This is a genomic window from Pseudanabaena yagii GIHE-NHR1, assembly GCF_012863495.1.
GTDB classification, from domain to species: domain Bacteria; phylum Cyanobacteriota; class Cyanobacteriia; order Pseudanabaenales; family Pseudanabaenaceae; genus Pseudanabaena; species Pseudanabaena yagii.
In genome coordinates, this window is record NZ_JAAVJL010000007.1 from 1 (window position 1) to 26978 (window position 26978).

19 protein-coding genes are annotated in these 26978 nt (G+C 39.4%); 16 read left to right on the forward strand and 3 right to left on the reverse strand.

What is annotated here, in order from left to right; translation table 11 throughout:
- Positions 1–1806 (reverse strand): DNA phosphorothioation-associated putative methyltransferase (locus HC246_RS24800; RefSeq protein WP_169366099.1); only part of this gene is annotated, 1806 nt, incomplete at its 3' end.
- Between the two features lie 143 nt (positions 1807–1949).
- Between HC246_RS24800 and HC246_RS24805 the strand changes: the two genes are divergently transcribed.
- A complete protein-coding gene (locus HC246_RS24805; protein WP_169366100.1) occupies positions 1950–2501 on the forward strand; it encodes a hypothetical protein in 552 nt (183 codons plus the stop codon).
- A 37-nt stretch (positions 2502–2538) separates the two neighbouring features.
- Complete coding sequence (locus tag HC246_RS24810; protein ID WP_169366101.1) at positions 2539–3636, forward strand: hypothetical protein; 1098 nt, start codon at positions 2539–2541, stop codon at positions 3634–3636.
- Between the two features lie 58 nt (positions 3637–3694).
- On the opposite strand, the gene HC246_RS24815 is transcribed toward HC246_RS24810, so the two are convergent.
- Positions 3695–4027 carry a XisI protein gene (locus HC246_RS24815; RefSeq protein ID WP_169366102.1) on the reverse strand — a complete coding sequence of 111 codons (333 nt, stop codon included), beginning with the start codon at positions 4025–4027 and terminating at the stop codon, positions 3695–3697.
- Positions 3994–4431: a XisH family protein gene (locus HC246_RS24820; protein ID WP_169366103.1), complete on the reverse strand. Its 438-nt coding sequence runs from the start codon at positions 4429–4431 to the stop codon at positions 3994–3996. Before HC246_RS24820 ends, HC246_RS24815 begins: the two co-directional genes overlap by 34 nt.
- A gap of 114 nt (positions 4432–4545) precedes the next feature.
- Here HC246_RS24820 and HC246_RS24825 point away from each other — a divergent pair, with 114 nt between their 5' ends.
- The 14 genes from HC246_RS24825 (at position 4546) to HC246_RS24890 (ending at position 26858) form a co-directional block, all read left to right on the forward strand.
- Complete coding sequence (locus tag HC246_RS24825; RefSeq protein WP_169366104.1) at positions 4546–5469, forward strand: DUF4007 family protein; 924 nt, start codon at positions 4546–4548, stop codon at positions 5467–5469.
- Positions 5470–9033 (forward strand): hypothetical protein, encoded by a 3564-nt coding sequence (locus tag HC246_RS24830; RefSeq protein WP_169366105.1) that lies wholly within the window; start codon positions 5470–5472, stop codon positions 9031–9033.
- A 44-nt stretch (positions 9034–9077) separates the two neighbouring features.
- Positions 9078–9656, forward strand: coding sequence for a Uma2 family endonuclease (locus HC246_RS24835; protein WP_169366106.1), 579 nt, complete (start codon positions 9078–9080; stop codon positions 9654–9656).
- 22 nt (positions 9657–9678) lie between these two features.
- Positions 9679–10332, forward strand: coding sequence for a Uma2 family endonuclease (locus tag HC246_RS24840; RefSeq protein ID WP_169366107.1), 654 nt, complete (start codon positions 9679–9681; stop codon positions 10330–10332).
- A 41-nt stretch (positions 10333–10373) separates the two neighbouring features.
- Positions 10374–10949, forward strand: a complete 576-nt coding sequence (locus HC246_RS24845) for a Uma2 family endonuclease (protein ID WP_169366108.1) — start codon at positions 10374–10376, stop codon at positions 10947–10949.
- A gap of 104 nt (positions 10950–11053) precedes the next feature.
- Positions 11054–11425, forward strand: coding sequence for a hypothetical protein (locus tag HC246_RS24850; protein ID WP_169366109.1), 372 nt, complete (start codon positions 11054–11056; stop codon positions 11423–11425).
- 2 nt (positions 11426–11427) lie between these two features.
- Positions 11428–12216 carry a phosphoadenosine phosphosulfate reductase family protein gene (locus HC246_RS24855; RefSeq protein WP_169366110.1) on the forward strand — a complete coding sequence of 263 codons (789 nt, stop codon included), beginning with the start codon at positions 11428–11430 and terminating at the stop codon, positions 12214–12216.
- Between the two features lie 25 nt (positions 12217–12241).
- Positions 12242–12847 (forward strand): Uma2 family endonuclease, encoded by a 606-nt coding sequence (locus HC246_RS24860; protein ID WP_169366111.1) that lies wholly within the window; start codon positions 12242–12244, stop codon positions 12845–12847.
- Between the two features lie 5 nt (positions 12848–12852).
- Positions 12853–13704: a DUF4007 family protein gene (locus HC246_RS24865; protein ID WP_169366112.1), complete on the forward strand. Its 852-nt coding sequence runs from the start codon at positions 12853–12855 to the stop codon at positions 13702–13704.
- Positions 13691–14152 (forward strand): hypothetical protein, encoded by a 462-nt coding sequence (locus HC246_RS24870; RefSeq protein ID WP_169366113.1) that lies wholly within the window; start codon positions 13691–13693, stop codon positions 14150–14152. The genes HC246_RS24865 and HC246_RS24870 overlap by 14 nt, the downstream gene beginning before the upstream one ends.
- Positions 14153–14181: 29 nt before the next feature.
- Positions 14182–19599: a coiled-coil domain-containing protein gene (locus HC246_RS24875; RefSeq protein WP_169366114.1), complete on the forward strand. Its 5418-nt coding sequence runs from the start codon at positions 14182–14184 to the stop codon at positions 19597–19599.
- 2 nt (positions 19600–19601) lie between these two features.
- Positions 19602–24236: a methylation-associated defense system protein kinase MAD6 gene (gene mads6, locus HC246_RS24880; protein WP_169366115.1), complete on the forward strand. Its 4635-nt coding sequence runs from the start codon at positions 19602–19604 to the stop codon at positions 24234–24236.
- Positions 24223–25677, forward strand: a complete 1455-nt coding sequence (gene brxL, locus HC246_RS24885) for a BREX system Lon protease-like protein BrxL (protein WP_169366116.1) — start codon at positions 24223–24225, stop codon at positions 25675–25677. Before mads6 ends, brxL begins: the two co-directional genes overlap by 14 nt.
- Positions 25674–26858, forward strand: coding sequence for a cysteine desulfurase family protein (locus tag HC246_RS24890; RefSeq protein ID WP_169366117.1), 1185 nt, complete (start codon positions 25674–25676; stop codon positions 26856–26858). The genes brxL and HC246_RS24890 overlap by 4 nt, the downstream gene beginning before the upstream one ends.
- Positions 26859–26978 lie beyond the last annotated feature (120 nt).

Sequence of the window (26978 nt, forward strand, 5' to 3'; positions counted from 1 at the left end):
ATCGGAGTTGTGATAGTCACGATAACGAACCTGTAAATCTCTCAGGTCGATTTGCATTGAGGCTTGCATTTTTGGGTGGGGATCTCGATCAAAGTCGGGATAAAACAGATAGCTGATTTTGGGTTTGTGAAGATGAAATTTGATTAGTGTGGCTCCATCCATTCTGCCAATGGTGCGGCTGGCGCATCCTTCATAAAGTCTGAGCATGGTATCAAGATGTTCTAGTGCTGAGATATGCACGTAGAGGGCTTGATGATCTAGTCGCCCAATTTTGCTGTTTCGACAACAGGTAGCGATGAATCCTTCCCTACCTAAATTAAATAACATCAGGTCAGCGGTGGTACTTGCTCCTTGGTAAGATCCGAACAGAGATTTGATATCGGTTTGATATTGTTTAGAAAGCTGACTTGGTTTGAGCCGTTTGTAAGGGTTATCAAAGTTGCTGAGGGCTAAGAATACTAGAATATCTTGGCGGCGCTTATCGGCGATCTCATCCCACTCATCTTGATTTGTGGCGCTGACGATCAAGTTAAAGGCGCGGCGTACTGTCCCAAATTCTGTTAGTAACGGCTCAAAGTTTGACAGTTCTTCACCGACGGGTAATCTACCTCTCTCTGTGAAGAAATCCATGAGGGGAGTAAGTAATTCACGATAGTCTTCAAAGCGTTTGGAGACAAGGCGGATTCTGGGTGTGGTAGCTCTTGAGCGAAAACGTGATGCTCTAAAGCTTTGCGCTTGCATTTCATCACGGAATACAAAATAAATGCCGAGGGCGACAGGAACTGAATCTACGCCTAATACTTGATCGATATAGAGTTTGAGTTCTTCTTGTTCGTAGTATTTCTGAAATGTGTTACGGCTACTCACCACGCCATCACTGTAGGCGATTTGTCCTTTGCCGACATCACCGATTAAAACTTGTGCCGACACTATCAAAACTTTTTGCGTTAATTCCCATGCTTTGATTAGTGCTTCTCTTCTTTCGATCTGTGATTCGATGACGTTGATGATATAGCCGAGATTGACGATTTCGGCATTGGTACGATCGCTTTGTGGTCGATAGTATGGATCCCAACCATTACTGGCGAAGCCGCGATCGCTAATTCTTTTAATATCTTCGCCATGACCACAACCATAGTCAAAGAAGGTTGTATTTTCTGTAAATAGCCCTGCTTCTAGGGCGAGGCGAACGGGTTTAGATAGGTCAGGACGGTGAATTGCAGCTTTATGGCGATCAATTTTGAGGGTTCCCTCACCCCCAGCCCATTTCTCAGAAGGAGAGGGGAGCAAGATTAGTTGATGATCTTTTAATTCAACTTGGTATTCCTGTAAACGTTCTTCCCATCCTTTAAGAGTGCCGATGGTACGGGTCTCATGAAATAAGCCGATCGCTTCTTCTTGTTTGGTTAGTTGAGCAAATATCTGATAAAGCGGATAGTCTTGATTTACGAAGGTTTCTTTGCGATGCAAGATTGGTGGATTGGGAGATTGGTAATAATCGCGCTGTTGAGTAGTTTGGGTTTGGAGGTCAACTTGAATGCTCTGATGCAATGCAGGATGTGGGTCAGTATCAAATTCTGGATAGAACAGGTAGGAGATTTTGGGTTGTTCGTAGTTGAATTTGATGATGGTGAATTTGCTTTCTTTAGGAAGTAGTGATCTGGCTTGGCGATCGCATTCTTGTAATTGTGGAGATAAAGAGGCGATCGCTGATATATGAACATAAAGCGCATTGGGCAACTTTTTGCCAATAGGACTCTGCTGGCATAATTTAATTATTTGAATGTGATTACATTTTATAATCATGTATAATACAGCTAGATGTAATTTATACTATGTTTTAGGGATTATATTACTTAAATCTTTGCAATAATGATTAAGTAGTAGCATTTTAACTCATCTAAAATAATTAAAATACATTATCTTATGACTAACATTATTAAAGAATAATGAACTTGCCAACTAACTTAGATAGCAACAATTCTTTTAAACCTATTCAATATGTAGCGGTTGCTGAATCTTGTCACGAAAGAAATTTGGTGGATTCAATAGAGCAAGAATTTAATATTAAAATTGATTTAATAGTAGTCAAAGAACGTGCTATTCAAATAGTAAATTCTGCTATCAAATTATGGTGGGATGAATATCAATTAACAAGTATTCCAGATATTTCAGAAGAAAGCAATCTTGATTTAATAACTAAATCAAAAAAAGGATTACATACTAATGAGGATATCTTCATAAATGAAGAAACTTCCAAAGCACAAGAATTTATAAAAACTTGGATATCTGACAATAATATATTATCTGACTCTGCAAGAGATATTAAAATTAAAAAGGAAGCAATTAGAAGATTTGCACAGGAGTCTCGAAAGCTAATTAAAAAACACGTTATGGATCAGAGATGTGAGATATTTATAAACAAATTGAATGAAGTTAGATCAACTATGTTAAAAAACATGAGTAAACAAGACAAGAATAAATGGGGAAAACACAAATAATTAGATAAGTTATTACAAATTAGCAATTTAGACACTTATGCAAAAAGCTTATTTGGTTGTTGGAAAGTTAGGACGACAGTTAATTGATGCAGAAGAAGTAAATCACTCTGATTTCAGTAAGATCTTTCAATGTCCTGAGTGTAATGCAACTCTCCACTGGCGTTCAAGTTTTATAAGAGATGGTCATTCTGTACGAGCATCTTTTATTCATCCTAAAGGTAGTATAGATGATTGCTCATTAAGAGTCGATTTTGGAATCAATTCAGATAGTAATAATACAAGTTCTGAAATATATTCAAAAGGACAAAAAAGAGGAAAATTAGAAATATCTTTTCTGAATCTTTTACATTACTATCAGTCTAGAAATATACCTAGTTATGAAGTTGAAATAACCAAAATAACCAGCATAGAAATTCAAGATAAGTTACCAGCAATTCAAATATTTCTTAAAGAAGAGTCATTGAGACGACAAATTAATATTAATTCAAAAATAAAAATGCTACATTCAGATCCTTTTTTATTGATTCAAGCTGCTGCAAAAGTTCTTGAATTGCAACAAGCCTGTATATATATCGAGAATAAAATTTTTGAGTTTGAAAAGTGGTTAAACAATCATCCTCAATCTATGAGCTATGTGGTACTGAAAGAGCAAGAAAACACTAAAAATATATCAATAAAAGAGCTTATTGAAAATTCATCAGTTGAAGATCTTATAAAATACCACTGTAGAAGACTTATCGGAATCATAAGATATATACAGACTAGCTCTGACGAAATGAGAAGGGATTTTCTAGCAGAAATTATATGGGGTGATCCATTGCTTCCCATACCGATGAAAAATTTATGGGATAATATGGAAATAAAAATTCTAGAAAATTGGTTGGGAGTACAAATAAAAGATAATAGTCAAGAAATTAAAGAGAAAAGATTACCTCACGCTGTAAAGATATCAAAATTTGATGCCAATATGCTCAAGCAATTATGTACGGATTTTGGTTTTATGTCTGACTCTTTTGCAGAAATCAATACAGATTCTAAATCACCTAACATTAGATTTATTAAATTTATACTATCAAAAACTTGGCAATCAATTAGATTTTGTGACTGGTCAACACTACCTGATTTTTATATTTAACTTACTAGTTAGTTGTTGTTTACTAAACTAATAAATAAAAGATTGTTCAGAACTAATTTCAATTTACAGCAAAGTCTGTATATTGTCGCAAATTAGGAGGATCAATCCCTAGTACGATATCTTGTTTGGGAACTCCCATTTCCACTAATTCATTTGCTGCACCAATTTCAGTTCCATCTTGTTGAATCCAGACTTTGCCATCAATAATATCTATGTGGATAACTACGCCATAACAACGTTTAGAATCGCGCCAACCGACATAAACAAGCTGGTAATGATCTCGTTCTGCGTCAATAATTATTTGAGCCTGAATGCGATCATCCCAAACATGGCTAGCGTGATTTTCTAAAACGTTTTTTATTTGCTGACGATATTGGGCAATGGTATCCATTTTTCTAGACTCTCAGACGCAATTGAATAAGTAATTAGGTAAAGTTGGTTTTGGGTAACTAGTTCTTGGACAAAGGGCGTTAAGAAGAAGCGATCGTATATATCATTAGGGACTGCTAGATAAAGAATACGGTCTTGATCTTGGGTATGTAAAGCTGTGCGATAGGCGATAAACTGCCCTAAAGCTGCATAAAACTGCGAAATTTTGGATGAACCCAAAAAGCTTTTGATTTCAATCGCAATTTTTTGTTCTCCTCGATAGGCAGCAATTACTTTCTCAGCTCCGAGATCAATCGCTAAGTCAAAACTGCCTGTTGGTAACGGATAGGGATCATGGGTGATTATCCAACCATCTTTCTGTAAAGCGTTTTTAACGATGTCATGGAATAGATCGCGGGCTGACATAGAAATTACTGTTAGAATCTCAGTCTATCCTATACTTTCAAGGTGTAGCAGATTTACTAACTTTTAGAAACTATAAAGTTGGTTTAAGCTGGACAAGCAAATTCAAGAGTAAATATGGTTCAGACTATCAACAGCAATATTCCTACTGTCACGGAATTAATTTTTGCTCGGCATGAGACATTTTATCCTCGTTATGGCTGGCTAAAGAAAGGATTTGAGGCGGTTAACGCTAACTCCAACATTTTTTTAGAGGAAGATGCTCATATTCAGCTAGGGGTGGGGAAAAACATGGCGAAGGCAATTCGCTATTGGTGTGGGGCGTTTAAGCTTATTGAAGACGATCGCGCAGGACAGTCATCACCTCAAACATCACAATTTGGGCGATTATTGCTAGGTGAAGATGGTTACGATCCCTTTTTAGAAGATCCTGCTTCCCTATGGTTATTGCATTGGCATCTATTGCAGCAACCCTGTAGAGCCTCAGCGTGGCACGCAATTTTTAATAACTTACGTCAAACAGAATTTACTGTTGAGGATTTGCTGTTGATGCTCATTCAGTATCGTGATGCAGCAGGCAATCGCACTGTGGAGGCTTCATTAAAAAAAGATATCACTTGCCTTTTGCGAATGTATGTGAGACAAGGTGATGATCTGAGTTTGAATGAAGATAACTTAGACTGTCCCTTTGCAGAGTTAGGATTGATTCAACGAGTAGGAGATGCTAAGCATTATTTGTTTCGCACAGGTGCTAAGACTAGTCTCCCTCATGAAATCTTAGTATCAGCTTGTCTAGATTTTGCGAAAACGGTTAGTACTACGCAGAGGACAATCTCTTTGACGAGTTTATTATTTGATGAAGGTAGCCCCGGAATGGTATTTAAGTTATCGGAGTCTGCTCTTTGTGATGCGATCGAGCAGGTAGCACGATGGTGTAATGAGATTACTTTTTCTGATAGTGCTGGCATCATTCAGATGTCCTTTACTCAAGATCCCGCAAAGCTCAGTCACACAGTTTTAAATAGATATTACAGACCTTAAATGTTTAAATTGTCAGAATACTTTCAACTCGATCGCCGTTATGCTAGATCGATTAATCTAGAGCGAGATCTGGATAACCCTAACTCGGTGGCTGGTTATGTGTTAACAGATCGATCGCTGTATGCGCTCAAACAAATTTTGGTTAATAGTCCAGAATCTGGGCAGACACAGGCAGTGACGTTAACAGGGGTATATGGGACGGGGAAATCTGCCTTTGCTCATTTTTTAGCTTGCTTATGTGCAGGAGAAGAGTCAGTTAAGCAAAAGGCTTTAGCGATCGCCAAGACTACATTAACAGCCACAGATTTTCAAAAGTTGCATCAGAATCTACCTGAAAAGGGTTGTTTTAGGGCGATCGCCACAGCCCAGAGAGAACCTCTAGCCCACACAATTATTCGAGCGTTGGACTATGGGGCAAGTCGTTTTTGGAATAAGAGTAAGAGTAAACCGCCGATCGCTACTAAGCTTGTGGATTTAGCAGGCAACATTGCCTTTGGAGATAAAGTTGATAGTAAAGAAGCCTTACAAACCATTCGAGAAGTTATTGCAGCAGTCAAAACTGATGTGATCTTGATAATTGATGAGTTAGGGAAAAACTTAGAATATGCGTCTTTGCATCCTAGTGAATCAGACCTTTATTTATTACAGCAATTAGCAGAGTTAAAGCCAAATCAAGAGAACGCTTCGCGTTCTCTTGATTTAAAATTCTATTTAATTGGTCTATTACATCAGTCTTTTGCTGACTATGGCGAAAGATTAGCTTCTTTGCAGCGTAATGAATGGGCAAAGATTCAAGGGAGATTTCAAGATATTCCTTTTACGGAATCACCACGACAGATGACTTGGTTAATTGGGAAGGCGATCGCCCACCCAAATCATAAATCTGCTGATGAATCTGCTGATAAATCTATTGTTACACAATCTAAAAAATATGATGCTCTGATCAAACATCAAGCCAAAGATTGGTGCGAAGTGCTGCGATCGCAGATTGAGGATATTTCACCCGAACTCTTAGCGGCAGCTTATCCTTTGCATCCGATCGCAGCTTTAGTCTTGCCGATTCTTTGTACTCGTTATGCTCAAAACGATCGCTCACTATTTACATTCTTAACTAGCTCTGAACCCTATGGCTTGCAGAGTTATCTAAAGGAATTTAACTTTGATAGCGATCGCATTCCTTTACTAAAACTGGATCGCGTTTATGACTACTTTATCGAATCCGCAGGGATGGGGCTAGCCAACCGTCCCCAACTCCAAAAGTGGGTAGAGATTCAGAATTTAGTTAGTGATGCGAGTAAGCTTGATGCGGAAAGAGTGAAGCTCCTTAAAACTGTCGGTATTCTGAATTTGATCACTTCGACGGGTGGACTGAAGGCTTCGTGGGCGATGGTGAAGTGGGCGTTATGTGATGACATTAGCGATCAACCCGATAATCAATCACAGCAAGCAGCGATCGATAATTTAATCGATGAGCTTCTCAATCAAAAGGGAATTCTCCATCATCGCAAACAAATTGATGAATTGAGAATCTGGGAAGGCTCAGATTTTGATGTGCAAGATGCGATCGATACGCATATCGAACAGGAGCGATCGCCTCTCGCCAAAATTTTAACTAGTATTTCTAAGTTAAAGCCTGTGGTGGCACAACGTCATAGCTACACCACTGGCACAACCCGTTATTTTGAGAGAGTCTATATTGATGCTGATGTAAATTGGTCGGAATTGCACTGCTCTCACTATAGTTTTGATGGCATGATTGGCTATTGGGTAAGTGCAGAGCCGCCGCAGTCGTTAACCAGCTTTACAAGTGACGGTAAGCCTCTAATTGTGGTCATGGCGGCTAATCTCAAGTTCTTACAAATGGCGGCGCTAGAATATACAGCGCTCCAGAAAATCCAAAGTCAGACAAAGGGGTTAGATCGAGTCGCAACTCTAGAGGTGCGGCATCGGCTAATACAGGCAAAGCGGATTTTTGATGAAGATCTAGGAAAATCCTTTGAAATGAATCAACAGCAAAATGGATGGGGAAATGTATGTTGGATCGAGGGAGAGAGGATTGAAATTAGTCGCGCCATTGATTTTAATTCCAAATTGTCGGCTGTTTGCGATCGCGTTTATGACAAGGGACTGACGCTTTGGAATGAGTTGATTAATCGCCGCGAGTTAAGCTCACAGATGGTGAGAGCATTGCGGACACTGATTCAGGCGATGTTAGACCATAGCGATCGCCCTCAATTAGGTTTAACAGGTAATAGTCCAGAGGTGAGTATTTACACCTCTGTATTAAACGAAACAAAGATTCATCGTCAAGAGGATGAATCTTTGGGCTTCTATGCACCGACTTATCCACTGATACAACCAGTCTGGGAAGCCATTGAGAATTTCTGTTTGGAATCTTTAGAGAAACCCCGCACAATCGATCAACTCTATGCAATTCTTGATGCTCCCCCCTATGGCGTAAAGCGTGGCGTAATTCCCATTCTTTTAGCAGCAGTGTGGTTACATCATATGGATGATGTGAGTGTATATAAGGATGGAACCTTTATTCCTGTATTGGGAAGCGAACATTTTGAATTGTTAGTCAAGCATCCACAACGCTTTGCGGTCAAACATTTTGAGATTGTGGGCTTGCGATCGCAGGTCTTCCGTGAGTTAGAAAATGTATTGCGATCGCCAAATTCTAATCCTAAATCCAACTCTAAAAAGACTTCTGGAAATTTACGCAATACAACCATGTTATCGGTGGTAAAGCCGTTATTTCAGTTTGTGAAAAAGTTGCCTGCATACACCACCAAAACTACGCGCATTAGTCCAGAGGCGCAAGCGGTGGTGCGAACATTGCAAACTGCTCAGGAGCCTGATGTCTTGCTATTTCAGACTTTACCTGTGGCTTGTGGATTAACGGCAATCGCCCCAAATCAAGAAGATGATGGAACCACTGCCAAGAAGTTTAAAGGGAAGTTAGTCCAGATATTACAGGAAGTCCAAACTGCCTATGACAGGTTACTCACTGATTGTCAAAGCCTATTGCATGACGCTTTTGCAGTGCGGCGTGATGAGGCGAAATTGCGCGAAGACTTGCGGATGAGAGCAAGTTATCTTACGGATAATTGTTCAGAACGTCTACTCAAGCGGTTTGTATTGGCGGCGGCTGATGAGACTGTGGACGATCGCCAATGGTTAGAGTCTTTGCTGATGATCATTGCGGATAAGCCTGCGGAGTCTTGGACTGATGCGGATGTGCGGAGCTTTGAGCCAAAGCTAACGGATTTGGCGCGTAGGTTTATGAATTTGGAATCTTTGCACAAGGAGATGGCGGCTTCATATAAGGCACATTCTGGTAAAGCACATGCTGGGGCGCAAAGTTTTGATGCGAGGCGGATTACGATCGCTCGTCCTGATGGTCAGGAAGTGCATCAGTTGATTTGGCTCGATCCCAAGGATAGTGATCGCCTTGAGGTATTGGTAGAAAAAATCTTGAGTGAAGAGAGCGTGCAAGGTAGCGATCGCCTCCAGCAAGCTTTAATTGCTAAGTTAGCAGAAAGGGTTTTGCGTCAGTCTTAAATCAACAAGTTATACTAAGAACATTCAGCAGTAAAGGTAAAGCGATGATCAACACTTTAGCTAAAGCCGAAAGTCAATATCTAGTTAAATGGGCTGTGACTTGGGAGCAGTTTAAAACCCTGCAATCCGCCTTTGATGAGATCGGTGGTGTGCGGCTTAGTTATTGTGAAGGAGAATTAGAAATTATGGGTATTGGTTTGCAGCATGAAATGATATCCAGTCTGCTTGGAATCTTATTAAGTTACTACTTCGTTACCAAACGTATCCGATTCACATCAACAGGTGCTTATACCCAGAAAATCGAACCAAATCTTGAGTTTCAAGCTGATTTATCCTTTGCTTTTGGTAATGATCCTGCAAAAACTGACCTATGCATCGAAATTGTGGTTACTAGCGGTGGTGTTAAAAAGTTAAGAAAATATCAACTAAGAGGTATTCCAGAAGTTTGGTTTTGGGTGGAAGGCAAAATTAGCATTTATCGCTTCGTTAATGGTGAATATATACAGAGCGATCGCAGTGAGTGGTTGCCTGAGTTGGATATTGAGCATTTAGAAGAATGTTTATTAATCGAGTCGCAGCTAGATTCTATTTTGGCATTTCAGCAAAAGTATCAAGTCAATTAGGCGGAAAAAGCAGGAATCTCTTATGACTGTAAAGATAGCGATCGCCCAAATCCAATTACAAGCAGGTCAGCGAGTTGTCCTTGATAGAATTGGCTGGCAAGAGTTTGAAGATATTTTGGAGGATCTCGGTGAGCATCGTCATTCTCATGTTGCCTATTACAAAGGAGTTTTAGAGTTTAGGATGCCATTACCAGAACATGAACGCTATAAAATGTTAGTCTCACATTTGTTAGTGGTTTTGCTAAATGAACTCGGCTTAGAGTGGGAATCTTTGGGTTCGACAACTTTTAAAAATCGCAGGATGCAAGCAGGTATCGAACCTGATGATTGTTTTTATATCCAGAACTATCAAGCGGTGACTGGAATAAAGCGCATCAATCTTGATGTTGATCCTGTGCCTGATTTGGCGATCGAGGTGGATCTAACTTCTCAGACTCAGGTAAGTGCTTATGAAGCTTTGGGAGTTGCGGAAATTTGGCGTATTCGCAATGACAGATTAGAAATTAATTTGTTGCAGGACGGGAAGTATGTGAGTTCGACAAGTAGCAAAGTTTTCCCATTACTTCCAATTATTGAGGGGATTTCGCTATTTTTAGGACGCAGTGGCGAATTGCCGATGAGTGCTTTATGTCGAGAGTTTCGGGCTTGGTGCTGTGAAAAAGGTATTAAACAGTAAGAGTGTATGATATTACATAAGCGCATAAGGAGTAAGCTGTCATGGTTCAAGCCTTAGAGAGAAATCGCGATCGCCATTTTGCCCATGAGGCTATATCTTGGGAACAGTTTAAGGTGATTCAGTCTGGATTTGAGAATGTCCCAAATCTACGGTTAACTTATTGTGAAGGAATTTTAGAGATTATGGGGATTGGGAAAGCTCATGAAATGTATACCAGTCTATTAAGCAGCTTACTAAGTGCTTATTTTGAAATTCATGGTATTGAGTTTTTCCCTAGCGGTGCTTATAGTCAAATTATTCCGAATGTTACAGAATTTCAAGCCGATCTTTCCTATTGCTTCGGTCAAGATAAGGATATTCCTGATCTATGTATTGAAGTCGTAATTACTAGTGGCAGTCCTAGTAAGTTACGCAAATATCAATTGCGTGGTGTTCCTGAAGTTTGGTTTTGGGAGGATGGAGCGATCGCCATATATTGTCTAGAAAATCATCAATATGTAAAAGTGAGTCAAAGTCAAGTTTTACCGAATTTGGATTTAACTTTACTGTGCCGTTGTTTATTACTGAGTTCACCTTTAGCGGCTCTACGTGAGTTTCGTAAAGGAATTAGTCTATAATCTGGCAGTTTATGCTTAATATTAGTTCAATTTGCTGATTTTTGATTGCGAATATGCACTGGTTGTGTATATTATGTTGATATAATATAAAAGATTTATGGTTTATGGATGATATATCTGGGGGTAACAGTCAGAAAATAAAGAAAAAAACTATCGCTCAGGCTATTTTAGAAGTGATGGGTGAAACTAATCGCCCGATGACTTCCCAAGAGATTTGTCAATTGATTCTAGATAGAAATCTCTATCAATTTAAGACAGACGATACTCAAGGCATGGTTTACAACGCTCTTTGGAGACATAGCAGCAAAACCAAAGAGCATTCATCTCCTAACAAATATTTTTATAAAGATGGAAATCAATGGACTCTAATAGAAAAATCTAGTTCAAGTAGTAACGAAACTGAACTACAAATAATTGATTTTGAAGCATCTTTATATGATTACCTATTTGATTTGGAAGATTTAGAGAACAACTAATTATGACTAGACATATTTTAGGCTTGTCAGGAGGGAAAGACAGTACAGCATTAGCAATTTTGATGCACAAAGAAGTCCCACAAATGGAATATTTCTTTTGCGATACAGGTAAAGAACTTCCTGAAACATACGAATATTTGGAAAGAATTAAGGCGCGTTTGGGAATCAAAATCGAGTATCTGAATGCCGAAAGAGATTTCGATCATTGGTTAGAAGTGTTCAACGGTGTTCTTCCTTCACCAAGAGTTAGATGGTGTACCCGAAAGCTTAAAATAGAGCCTCTTGAAAAATTTGTAGGAGACGACAAAGCTGTTAGTTACATTGGTATAAGAGCAGACGAAAATCGAGAAGGTTATGTATCGGCACAACCAAATATTTATCCAGTTTATCCATTTAAAGAAAGAGGTTTAGTCAAGTCTGATATTCTTAATATTCTTGATGATAGCGGAATTGGCTTACCTAGTTATTATGAATGGCGAAGTCGATCAGGATGTTCTTTTTGTTTTTTTCAGCGCAAATATGAATGGGTAAAGCTTGCTGAAAAACATCCAGAAGAATTCGCTCAAGCGGTTGCCTATGAAAGAGATCATAAGGATGGGAGAACATATACTTGGACTCAAGGAGAAACACTCTTAGAACTGATTGCCCGTAAAGACCAAGTTATTGCTGACCATGAAAAGGCGATCGCTAAAGAGAAGAAAACATCTCCCAAGCTTAGCCTTGCCGAAGTATTAGAATCAGTACTAGACGATGAAGATGACGAAATGCCTTGTTTAGCTTGCCATTTGTAACTAAATCTCTTGAGAGGACAGTTGTATGACCATCGCGATCGCCAAAACCACCAAAAATGCTAAGCCCAGAGTCACCTTTGCTGACTACCTGACTTACTCTGACGGGTCTGATACGAAATATGAATTAGTTGACGGGGAGCTTATAGCAATGTCGTTAGGAACTGGCTTACACGGTGAAACAATTGATCGTGTTTATAAGGAAATTAACGTTGAGATAAGTCGCACTGCTCAACCTTGGATTGTTCGGCAAGGACAAATAGGTGTGCGATGTCCGCGTGGCATTGGACTAGATACAGTCAGAATTCCTGATGTAGTGGTGATGGAGGGAAATGATTGGCAAGCTTTGCAAGAGCGTGAGGCTGTGATTGATTTTGATCTATCTGCACCATTGCTTGTCATCGAAGTAATCAGCCCTTCCATCAAAAACATTGACTACCGAGCCAAACGCACTGAATACGCCGCCCGTGATATCCCTGAATATTGGATCGTCGATCCGCTAGAGGCAAAAGTCTCAGTCTTAATTAATTCCGATGGCTGGTATGACGTAACAGAATTTTATGGTGATGAACTAATTATTTCACCTACGTTTCCAGAACTTAAGCTAACCCCACGAACAATTTTTTCTATCTAAAAACCATGTCAGAACTAAATCTCAGCTTTCATACAACTTTTTCACTCAAAAAAGAAGATATTTTGAGAATGATCAAAGTTGCCGAAGAAGAAGAAAAAGGAGTTAAGGATTCTCAAGAGAATCTCATGGCTAAAACTGGCTTAGGCAATAAAAAAGTTAGTCCGATTAAATCTTGGTCTATTCGTTCAGGATTAGTTGATAGAGAGACAGGCAAACTCACCCCACAAGGCGCGATCGCCCGCAAACATGATCCTTATCTCCAATCACCCATCACCGATTGGCTGATGCACTTCTATCTCAGCTTCAGCGACAAAGGACTAGCTACACCACCACCAGATCCCGCCGAGTGGGGCGGCTGGACATGGTTTGTTTATAGCTTCTTGCCAACTCATCCTAGTTTTAGCCGTAGCACCCTCGACAATGCCGCAAACCAGATCTATGAAACTGACAAGAAAAAAGCTAAATCTATTAGTGACGACCTATTGAAAGTTCTCAAAGCCTACACCGACAAAAAAGATGCACTAGCCCAAATTAACTTTTTAAAATCCCTCACTAAAGATCAATACATCGCAGGAGAAGCAACACTTCCACCCGATGAGTTAATTGCCTATTTTTTAGCAAAGCTCTGTGAAAGAGATTTTCAAGGTTTGTCTCAGATCAATAGCGATCGCCTTCTACAACATCCCTACGGACTATCCCCCATCCTCGGCATCAGCACCGACAAAGTGCAAGACCTCCTTGATCGCCTCTCAGGTAAAGGCATCATCGAGCAGTACAAAACTGTTCCTCCTTTCCAAATCATCCCCCGATGGAATGAATCTTTAGACTTATTAGAGAAAGCATATGTTAACCAATGATGCAATCAATCAACTAGCACTAGATAAAGTCGAACTGCGCGATCGCCCCTATCTGCTCTATACCGACAAACTTAGCAAAACTGCTCTTCATCACCTAGCCTTTCGCTATACTGCAGATCGCCTTAGCTATCGTGATGATCTAATTAAACGCCATACCAGCACCAGCAAGAGCAGCTACTTAAATTTGCAACTACATAGCAGTCGAGAAGTTGAAGCCATCAAACAAATTTGTCAAAACGCAAGCAAGCCAATCGTCCTGTTAGAGGACTTAGATATTTTGCTCACCTATCTTTCCATCCGTGCAAATAATCAGCTAAATCTATTTTGGCGAAATCTAGCCACCACCCGTCAACTAGCTTGTCCATTATGGATCTTACTTCCTAAGACTTGGGCAACAGAAATGTCAGGTAAAGAAAGTTTATGGGATATTCGCGTTAAATTCTTGTAAGATTATAGTTAATAAATAGGGGCTGGGTTATGTTTTTAAGAGATTTTATCAGTATCAACGAGGAAGGTTCAATTGAGCCTGTCGTCAATTTAGACATGATGGATGACTCTGATAAAAATCGGAAGCTATGTAAAAGTTTTGTCTTTAACTACAACAGCGATCGCCCGAAAGAATCGACAGTTGGCTTACTCGACATATTACGCCGTAGTTATCACAGCCCAAACTCTCCCAATATCCATTGTGTAGTTCAAGATTATGGCAAGGGTAAAACTCACTTCGCTTTAGCGATCGCCAATTTCTTCAGCAAACCCCACGATAGCGAAGAAGTTAAAGGAATCTTCAACAGCATCAAAATTGCGACAGGGGAAAAGAATAAAGCGGTTTGCGACACCTTAGAATCCTTCAAATCTAGAAGCAATCATCTTGTGCTTTGTCTACGAGGAGATAAATGTGATGATCTGCGTAAACATTTTTTATCTGTAGTCTTAAAAGCTTTAAACAATGCAGGAGTCACAAGCTCTATTGCCCATCACCTATGCTTAAGACCGTTGCAATATCTTGAGCAGCTTAATGATGGCGATCGAGTAAAAGGCGATCGCTATCTCCGCCAGATCAATGCCCAAGAAGGCGATATCGCTGCCATTTGTGAATTGTTACGAGGTAATAATCATGAAGTGATTCCTCTTGTGATTCAAGTTGCTGATGCAATCACAAATGGCTTTGCGCCAAACTTCATTAAAAATATTGAAATAGAAGAAATTCTTGATGATTTAGTTAAAAATCTTTGCACAGGAAGTAATGCAAGATTTCAAGGTATTCTCATTCTCTTTGATGAACTTAACAACTATCTCGATAGCTGGCTAACTGACAAATATGCTGCAGGTAATACCGCCCCCCAAAACCTGACTAATGCTTGTGCAAATCATAAGGCTAAAATCGCATTAATGAGCTTCACACAAGTTAACCCTAATTCCAAAAGCTCGCTTGGCGGTTATCAAATTGTTTCAACTCGCCTAGCGCCTGCGGATGCGACCTATAGTCCTGTATCTAGCCTAGAACGAGTCATTGACGAAGTAATCATCCAACATGATAACCCTGCTTGGAAAAGTTTTAGAAACAAATGGGATAACGTCTTATCAAGAGATAGCGAAAGAATATATAAACGCGCTCGTAAATATCAGGATGGCAATAACTTAACTGCTAAGGAGTTTCATGATCATTTAGGTTTAGGATGTTTCCCATTACATCCCTTTGCTAGCTACTTATTATGCAATCTTGAATTTACTCAAGGTAGAACTGCAATTGAATTTGTCAGAAACGAGATTGGCGAGTTTCTCAGTAATCCTACTGAAATTGATCACCCAAATCGACCTAATCAACTTTACGCCACATCCTTAGTCGATGCCTTTGCGCCTAACTTTAGAGTCTCTGCTAGTAAGGCTATCCTTTATGAAACCTACACTCAAACTCTAGATGGTGTAGTTGCCGAAGCTAATGAGAATGAAATCAATGTAATTAAAGCTATTTTCTTATATAACGCTAGTGGTGATTTGATTTTCAAACAAGCAAATGAGAATCATGAGAAAATTTTGTGTGATCTAACAGGTCTATCAGAACTACAACTAAGAGAAGCGCTAGAAAAACTCATCAATGAACGTCAGGCAGTCTATCGCCGTAATGATGGTATCTATCAATTCTTTACAGGTACTAATCCTCGTGAACTTGAACAAAGAGTTATAGCTGAATTAGAAGAGAAAGGGAATCGACAATCCCCAGAAGTTACCTTCATCGAATATTGTCGTGAAAACATTACTAGAGTATTTAGCGAGGAATCGACAAAAGCAAATCAATTTGCTACTGAAAATGGCTTGTTGGCATCTGATTGGTGTTTTGAAAATCAAATATTCACGCTTACAGAATTAGAAAAACTGCTTAATTCTGAACCAGAAATTGCAAAATCAAGAATTAAGAAAGTTAGAGATGTTGGCTACCATGGCATCGTTGCTCATGTGATTGATAATAACGCTCAAGACCTTGATGCATTATGGGATGAAATTGATAATAAACTGCAAAAGTCACCAATTCATCAGCGTCTAGTAGTAGCGATCTCAAAACAAAGCATTGGCGAAGGAGAGCAAAATCTTGGACGGATTCTCCAGAAAATTGATATTCTCAAGACTAAATTCAAATCAGAACAAGGAACGGCTTCTTATACTAAGCTCTTAGCTGACTGGGACAAGTATTTGCGAGATCGCATCCATGAAATTCTTAATCGTCCTGATAATTTAAGACATCACTCTACTAGCAGCCATAAACTTACCCTACAACTACGCAAATATGCCACCTACCATGTCAGCACTCTATTAAGCGAAATATACCCATTTGTACCCAATATTGGTGGTGTTGACAAACTCTCAATATTTCCAAGAATTCATCCTACGGGTAACAAAATAGCAGCTACAGTTGCTAGTCAGGTGTTAGTGGGTAAAGGCAAGATTGCATCTGCTAGTCTGCCCAAAGAAGCTAGCTATATGACTGCAATTGATAGCGCCTTTGTTAAAAATTGGAAGATTTTAAAAAAGACCTCCAGTAGCTATATCTTGCAAGAACCTACTGATCAAAAAGTAAGAGATGCTTGGGACAAAATTTCTCAGATCTGCAACCTGAATGGAGAGAAATTTAAAGAAGTTTCTCTGTCAGATATTTGGCAAACTCTCAGTGATGCTCCCTATGGATACAATCACCTCACTTTTACAGTATTACTTGCTAGTTGGCTCAGTTTTCATCGTGATGAGGTTGTACTAAGAGGTATCACTGATCTCAAGGCTAAAACTGCTCAACCTATGCAGACTAGAAGCTTAGAGGAATGGGCAGCAGCAAATATTTTAGAAAAAGCTGATGTTTTCGTTGATAAGTGGATTGTCAAATTTAGTGCCAAGCTGATTCGCCGAGAAAAAATTGCTGCGCCCAAAGTACCTGATTTACCAACTACATATGATCAAATAATTACCTATCTAAACCAAGCAAAAGACTTTTTAGAAACAAATAGCAACACCCCAGAAGCAAATGATGTCAAAGAATGGCAACCGAAATTTAACAAGATTATCAAAGATTTTGATAATTGGTATAGACCAATTCAAGAAGCCGCAGGACTTAGTTTAGAGACCCCTCTCGAACAAGTAGTACATCTATACCCCCAATCTCTTAGAGAATGTCCGGTTGTTGATATCAATAGAACCTCTAGCCAAAATGAACTGCAACACCAAGCCTTACAGCGCTTACAACAAATCCTTGAAGAGAGGGTAAGATGTCTACAAGTAGAACCCGAAAGCTTAACTACAGTTCAAAACTGCGTCTCTAGTATTAGTAATATTGAGTCAGCGATTAGATCTTTAGGTTCCGTCGCTGCTTTACCCGATCATTATGCTAAAAGCCTAGAACAATCTAAAGCAGATATAACTCGTCGTCAAAATGAAATCGCAATTAGGGAGCAGATCTCCCAAAAATTACGTGAAGTACAAAACCGTTATGAAGGTTTGAGTCAAAATGCTACTCAGCAAGAGTTAATTGAGGCTCAAGAAGCGATCGCTCAATTTGCAGAAACATTACCTGACCTCAAAAACGAGGCTAAGTATGAAAAGACAGTACAACAAATTAGCGATCGGCAAGAAGAACTAAAACAACAATTGCAAAACTGGGGTAGTCGTTATTTAAGTTCAGAAATAACCAAGTTAGAAGCTACTGAATTGCTTATTAACATTTCCAAACAAGAGAATCGGTACACAGACTCTCATGACAAACAACGCCTACAAGATATATTTAGTAGCCTCAATCAATTCATTCAAGGTATTGAAGGAATTGAGAATATTCAACAAGCGAACACAGAAGTTATTCAACAAGCAGCGCAGTCAGTAAGGCTAATCAATGATTCTAAAACAATTAGCTTGATGATTGAGAACTATAAACAACTTCAGGCACTCCAAATCTTGACTAGTCCAGATCTAAATGTTGAAGACGTACAAACTCAACTCACAAACCTCAAGGCTAGCGGATATGAAGCACTTATCAACAAGCTTACACAGTCAATAAATCGCTGTGACAATCAAATTAACAAACGTGATGAATATACACAACGCAGTGGTTTAATTCAGCAGATTCAGGCTCTATTACCTAATAGTAATGAGTTTGATAATATCCGCACTCAGATAGAATCAGCATCTGTTACCTTAGAGAAAAGGTTACAGGAATTTGAAGTGCGTGTCATAGACCGTAGCATCATTGACGAAATTAAGAAGCTATCCTTAAGTAGTTCCAATACAATTAGACAATGCGAAGAAAGCTTAACTCGAATTCAGTCTTTGTCACAAAAACTCAATGATCAAGAAACTTATCAAGCAGATATTAGAAAACGTGTAAATGATTTTAATGCTCAGATTACTAGACAAAGTGAAGAGCTATCACGGTTACAGGATCGGATTGAGGGAATCAGAGATCCCAACGAATTAGACAAATTCAAAATTGACTATGCCAAGATAGAGTATATTTTCAAAGACTCATCACACTATGGCAACTATCAACAATTACAAATCAAAATTGATGAACTGGATGAAGCACTTGATGTAGTTCGGGACTTAGATAAACTTAAGCAAAAATCTAATTCCATTATTGAATGTCGAAATTCACAGCAAAAGTTAGCTGAGGAAAGCCAAAATATTAGCGATCACTTTCAGCCACAAATTCAAGCAATTGCTGAATACCTAAGCGATCGCCTTGATCAATATCGGCATGAACTAGGAGATCTAGAGCAGCGCCTAACCACCATTACAGGCTTAAAGCCATGTCAAAGTATAGAAATAGAACTATCACGCAAATCTAGTCACTACCTCGGCTCAGAAATTGATGAGGAGCGTTATCGCCTCATTCAAAGCCAACTCAGTCGCTTGCAAGAGCTATATAAACTTGCCGACGCTGCCAAGCGTCAAACTCTAGAGGATTATGATCGGCACTTGCAAGCATTGCAGCAATGGCTTGATGAGGATAGTCAAATTCCTGAATGGATGGGCGATCGCTATCAAACTATCCGACGCGATGCCGAAAAGAATCGTCAAGCTTTGCTAGATAAAATCCGCAAAGATGCTCGTGACTGGGTAAATCAAGTTGATCGCGATTGGCTTGCTATTGATACAGATAGTAATACTGAAAGACAGGCAGAAAAAGCCCATAGACTAATTCAATGTATCAAGAAAGAGAAATCTGATTACATTTCAGGAATCACTGAAGATCTTGACAATACAATTAAAGAGATAGAACAAAAATGTAATAGCATCATCGAATCAAATCTTGAGATTCAGATTATCTCACGCTTCCGTCAGCTACCCCAAAGCCGCCGTAATAGCCTTTATACGAAGCTGCAAGATTACTTAACAGACAAGACGGAGGTAAATTAAATATGGCTAGACATATCGCCATTGGTCAGGTAGCCAATGAATTTGAGGATAATGCAATCAAATTTCTTAAAAGTAAGCTGCCTGAAACATTTACTATTTTTAGCAATTTTGAAATCAAACAAGGTAAAGAAATCTATGAGATTGACCTAGCAATTATTGCGCCGCAATGCGTCTTTGTGGTGGACATCAAAAATATTGTTGGGCATATTGATATTTATGATAAATGGTATCCAGAGAATAGAGAACCCTTTACATCTCCTCTGGCTAAATTACGTCAACATGCTAAAGTTGTCTCGTCTTTAATTAGCGACTCTAACAAAGCTCAAAGCCATACACTTAAAAAAATCCATGTTCAAGCTGTCGTTTTAATTACGTCACTAGAAACAACAATTACTGACCATAACGGTAAGGATGAAGATAGCATCACTTACTTAAGAGAAAGTGTAGAATTCTTCAAAAGTTCTCATCTAATTCCTGACCATCGCCTCCAAGATATTCACACCTATTCTAGTGCTATTGAGAAAGCTATTAGAGGGAAAACACAACCTAAATCTGCGCCAACATTCTATCGTGATTGGCAGTTAGAGCAGAAGTTGAGTAGTAGCGATCGCCTCGAAGAATACCATGCTAGACATAGTTTAATATCCACTCGAACTGCAAGATTAAAAATATATTTAGCGGAGCCATATCCCGATCCAGAAAATCCAGACCCAGATAAAAAGAGAATTCTCACAACATTTGCGGCACTGAGTCAAATTGACCATCCCAATATTCAAAAAATCAGGGATTTTTTTGAGACAGAAGATAAAGATCGCTTTATTCTTGTGCTTGACGAGATTAAAGGTCGCCCATTAAGCCAAGCTATACCCTTACTATCCACTGCACAAAAATTTGATCTTCTTAATCAAATATTAGGTGCAATAGAATATGTCCATGAACATGAAATTATTCATCGCAATCTATCACCAGACTGTATTCTCATTACCCATAATAAAGGGCAAGCAATCATCACAGGCTTTGAGTATGCCCGCAATCGCGATCGCACTCACACGATTGCCGATGAAATCATTGACAGCATTGACTACAAATATCAACCCCCTGAATGTCAGCAAGATCCAGCAAAGGCAAGCATTGCGTCTGATTTATTTTCCATCGGTGCAATCTTCTATTATGTCTTTACAGGGAAGAAACTATTCGAGAATGTCCAAGAATTACAATCACGTTCTCTTTGTTATCTAGAAGCACCTTCGCAACTTAATCCAGAACTTCCGATTAGCTTTGATAAATGGCTACAAAAAATTTGTGCTAAAAATCCTCAAGAACGATTTGCTAGTGCTGATGCAGCTAGACAAGCCCTAACACCAATAGCAACTAGCGAAGCCATCGATCTTGCTAATTTACCTCAAGATTATTTAATCAATAATCAATATTTAGTCAAAGAAAAGTTGGGAAAGGTCGGCAGCTTTTGCGTTACCTACAAAGTATGGGAAACTACGGCTGAAGTTTACGAAGTGCTTAAACTTGTCCTGCGAGATCGCTATTCTCTGTATGACCGTGCTAAGCAGGAATATAAAATCCTGCGAAACTTGCCTGAGTATCCTCATATCGTTAAGGTTCGTAATGCAGGACAACTAGCTGATGAAACACCTTTTATTGTCTTTGACTATGTAGAAGGGAAAGATTTAACTAGTTTTATGTCAGAGATAGATATCAGTCAAGAGCAAGCAATTGCGATCGCTAAGCAAACCGCCATAGGGCTTAAACACCTGCATAGCAATGGTATCTATCACCAAGATATTAAGCCTTCTAATCTCTTGATTACTAACATTGATAATATTAAGAATCAAGAGATCTGCGTTAAGATTATTGATTTTAATATTGCCGCATCAGAACAGAATGAATCTCCCACTAGTGCAGGGACTCAGCGCTATTTGCCTCCTGACTTTAACTTTCAGGACTCAGCATCACTAGAAGCAAAAATTGATCGAGATCTCTACGCTCTTGGTATTACCTTTTACGAATGTTTAACAGGGCATTATCCTTTTGATGGAGGATTTCCTGCACACAACCATTTGCCTATCCATCCTGACACTCTAGGTTTAGCTGTAAATATTCCTGAGAGATTGACCATCTTACTTAACAAGGCAATTGCTCCCAAAAGAGGCGATCGCTTTAAATCTAGCAATGAATTTCTAGAAGCTTTAGAGCAATGTTTTGAACAATTACCAACTAGTATTCTCTCCCCAGAAAAGATTGAAATTAGAGCAGAAACTCCCAAAACTCAACTAATATCACACACAAGTCCCATCATCGATGCCAAAAACTTTTTTTCGAGCCGTCAAAACCCAATTACTTTACCCCATCAAACACCAGACAAATTCACCGTTACCCTCGATCCGACCGATAGCTATCAAGTTCCTAACGGCTATCGAATCATCTCTACAGAATTAGAATGGTTGCAGTACTTTCACATTAAAGAACTAGAAGACCCTCAGCATTATTGGATTTCTGGTCATTATCTCTGTAATCTCACGCGCAAATGGTTAGAGTTGCACGAGTTATCTCACACCATCGCCGACGAAAAGCAAGAGCCAATCATTTATTTACAAGCACTCCTTGGTGATTCCATTGACTTAACTCAATGGCAATCGCCATCTCTAGAAAACTATCTATATTCCTTATGCGATCGCCTTAGACATTACCAAGTAACTAAACCCAAAGCCGATCCAATTATCGAACTTCTAGCCGATATTACAGAAAATCATCAAATTTGGACTGATGCACCAAGCATCAATCACCTTGCTCAATGGCTATTAATCGATATACATGATAATTTTCAGCCCTTTGAACAATACTGGCAGCAGGTTATTACTCAAACAATTCACGATTCTCAACTAGCTGCTGCCTATGCAATAGATGATAAACAAGAACTATTGCGTAAGTGGATTGGTCTAGATTCTTCCAGCAACTTAGCAAAAGACTTAGGGGAGTTTCCTTTCAGTATTCCTGATTCATTAGCCAAAGAATTAAATAATCATTGGCAGCAAAAAATTCTTGAATCTGAAGGCAAGATTTTAGATACAATTTCTCCCGATTTACCAAATATTCAACAGATTATCAACTTAGCCTATGATTTATCTATTAAACATCCTGAACTAATTGTAAGCGATCGTATTCATCGTTTACCCTATTCAGTTTCACAGCGTCATAAGCTCTTAAATCTATTACCTCCAGATTTACCACAAGCACTTGATCTGAATGTATCTGTCAATGAGGCAATTAATTGGGTAACAGAGAAGTATCTACCATTCAGACAGTGGGAGCTAACAGTTGCTAAGAAATCTATCAATGAAAGGGAAAGCGATCGCCTCGGCGAAAGTTTTGCCCATTGGCTATATCAGCAATATCCCAATCTCAAGACTCAATCTGTTGCCGAATCACCTCTCAACTACAGTACAGCCCATCTAGTAACTCAACTAGCCAAACATAACCCTGTGTTATGGGTAGTCATTGATGGTTTAGGATGGCTAGATCATCAGGAATTACTACAATATTTAACTGAAAGTAACTCATCACAAAACAAATTAAAACTAGAGACAGAGTTATCACCACGCATTAGTATCTTGCCAACAAAAACAGAATATGCAAAATGGAGTCTTTACACACAATTACCCTGCGATCGCTCCGATTGGTCGCCAGAAATGGCACAAGCTTTTCCGCAAATGGGCATAGGCGATCGCTATACTGATGGTCGCACGAGTGTACTTTATGATGATTTACGCAAAGCGAAACATTCGCTTTTTTGTTGGGATACTGAGCAACTCGATCATCTCTACCATGAATCTAGAGATTGGGATAGTCTTTACCAAAGCGATCGCCCTGCTACATTACGCAAACTGGCTGATCAAATACATTACTGCATTCAACAACATCCACAACCAGAGAGCTTAAAAGTCGTGATAGCCAGCGACCACGGACAACTAATGGGGGAAGTACCTCTACTACCAAACCCACCGCTTGATGTTAATGGCTCAGGTAGAATCGCGATCGGGCGTACAGAAGATCTACGCTGCTTTGTCTTAAGTGCTAAAGCTTTCGGACTTCCCGAAGATATTAGTGTTCCTAAAAATGGGTCTTGCTTCAGCACTTTTCAAAAAACATCTCGGGGCATGGGCATTGGTTTACATGGTGGACTTTTCCCCGAAGAAGCTATTGTTGGTGTTTCCGTTCTATCCCAATCTATAGAAAGAAAACCGATAGTAATTAATCTATCTGGTAAAGGTAAAGCAAAACAAACCAGCAAACTATCGATTACCGTTGATAACCGACTCAATTCTATTGCTATTTGCAATCTGGTTTTATATATTCATGAATTGCCCACATTGCTTTATGGCAAAACTATTGCGCGTAAATTAGGCGGCGGACGCAAGGATACTTATCATATCGAAATTACTTTTCCCGAATTACCTCTTAACACTCAAAATGGAAGTAACTGTAAATATCAATTAACAGGAGAATTGCGCTATAACTTTACAGATACTGAGTCAGAAAGAATAGCTTTACCCAAAGATACATTTATTGAGATCGAACAGATGTTTAATAGTGGTTTCGCTGGAGGTCTAGATGAGTTCCTATAATGTCTCTAACTCTAGTTATCCGAATGAGCTTGTCCGCAACGTATTTGGAGATCTCTGTATTGACAAGCGGCGCTTTAATTCTAGTGGACTTAAAAATGCTGGAGTACCTAGCTTTGTAGCAGAATGGCTCATTGATAAAATTATTCAAGGTAATGCCGAGTTAGGCATAGCCGATATTGAAAAAATTAATAACTTCGTTCGCAAAGCTTTCCCGCGTAAAGATGATCGCCATGTCCTCAATTTCAAGCTTACTCAAGGTGAAGTCTTAAAGATCATTGCCCTCATGCAAGTACGAGTCCGACTAGAAAATAAAGGAGATCGCATCCCTGAACCCTTTGCTACAATTCCTTCACTAAATATTGAAGAATGTCGCATCGGCGTTGACTTAGTAGAACGTTATGAAAACCTGTTGAGACAAGGACTATGGGGGAAAATATCTCTATCCATGCAATCGGATGGCATTGTCGAAGTGATTGACTTTGACCCTTTCCAGTGTTCTGAAATTAACTTAACCGAATATGCCAAAGCGCGATCGCAGTTCACAACCGAGCAATGGCAAGATCTAATATTCTGCTCCATGGGATTTAATCCCGAATTAGCTGCCTATAGTACTACTGCCAAAAGTTGGGTACTAGCTAGATTGTTACCTCTAGTTGAATCCAATTATCACATCATGGAATTAGCGCCCAAAGGGACTGGGAAAAGCTTTATTTTTGAGAATATTAGTAATAAAGTAGCGCTAATTAGTGGTGGAAAAGTTACGCCTGCGCGTTTATTTATCAATGGCAAAAATAGAGAGATTGGACTGCTTGGTCGCCATGATGTAGTTGTGCTAGATGAGGTTCAAAGCCTCACGTTTGAGAATCCCGATGAAATTATTGGTCCTTTAAAAAACTACCTCGCAAGTGGGCGTTACAATCGTTCAGGGTTTGCGGATATTTCTAGTGACTGCTCACTAGTGATGCTTGCTAACATTGAACTTGATGAGCAATTACGACCTCGCAATGAGTTTAACTTATTGCAAGATCTACCGAAATTCTTCTCAGAAACGGCGCTACTTGATCGCTTCGCAGGTATTCTGCCTGGTTGGGAAATTCCCAAATTCAAAACTGAGGCGATCGCCACTCAAGTTGGTTTAAAAACAGACTTTTTTGGCGAAGCGCTTCTTGCCCTACGTCGTGATAATCGTTTTGCTTCTTACGTCAGTCAACATACTAGTTTTGACAAAAATACAACTATTCGAGATCAACAAGCCATTCAGCGATCGGCTTCAGGCTTCTTAAAAATTCTCTATCCCCATCTCGAATTAACCCTAATCGATTACCAAAGAGATTGTCTAGAGCCTGCGATTCGTTTACGGCAAATTGTGCGCGATCAGCTATATCACCTTGACGATGAGTTCAAGCAAAATGGCAAAACTATTTATGCTGAAGTGCAATGAATTCATCTAAATGTGTTAACAGCGATCGCCCCATTTATCTTGATTACCACGCCACCACACCCGTTGATCCGCGTGTCGCTTCCGTAGTCATGGAATATATACTGACAGAATTTGGCAATGCCAGCAGTATTGACCATACCTATGGAGACAAAGCCGATCTCGCTGTCAAACAATCCGCCAAACAAGTCGCTGATTTAGTCGGAGCCTTACCTAGAGAAGTAATTTTTACATCGGGTGCGACTGAAAGCATTAATCTCGTGCTGCAAGGATTAACCCAAAAATCACCTAGCCCCCATAAGCTAAAAATTGCAGTATTACCCATAGAACACAAAGCTGTTCTTGATACTTGTGATGCCCTAGTCAAGAAGGGAATTGCAGAGATGATCCTTTTAAAAGTCGATCGCCAAGGCAGACTAGACCTCGAACATTTAGAAACAAATTGCTCTCAAGGCATAGATTTAATTTGTGTGATGGCAGCCAATAATGAGATCGGCACTATTTACCCAATGCCAGAAATTGGCGCGATCGCCCAACGTTATAACCTGCCCTTTCTTTGTGATGCTACCCAAGCCGTTGGCAAAATCCCTATTAACTTTCGCGATTGGGGCATTACCTACTTGGCACTATCAGGACATAAAATGTATGCCCCTAAAGGTATTGGCGCATTAATTTTGCGTAAAGGCTATCATCTTCAACCATTAATTTATGGTGGTGGACAGCAAAAAGGTATCAGAGCAGGGACGCTCAACGTCTCAGGTATTGCTGGTCTGGGTGAAGCTTGCCGCTTGCGTCAGCAAGAAATGTTAGCCGACGAACTAGTAATTGCGGCTAAACGTGATCGCCTCCAATCTTTATTACTAGAAAGTATTCCCGATCTAACAATCAATGGTGATCTCCTTAACCGACTGGCGGGAAACCTACATATTTCCGTCCCAAATATTCTCAATAAAGCGATCATTTCCAGAATTCGCGATCAACTGGCGATCGCTACAGGCTCAGCCTGTTCATCAGGTATTGAAGCTGCTTCTCATGTTTTACAAGCCATTAACCTACCCACACATCTTATTGAAGGAGCCTTACGAATTAGCATCGGCAAATTCACAACCGATGCAGAAATTGATCGCGCAGCAAACATCTTGATTACAGCAGTGCATAGTACCCAACAAATTATTCGGAGTTAAGTTACTCACAGACAGAAAAAGAGTCAAGATTCTTGAAAAGAGCAATCAATAATCTTGATTACTCTTTTCAAGAATCTTGACTCTTTATTAAAGATTCTATATTATGACTTCTGAACTTTC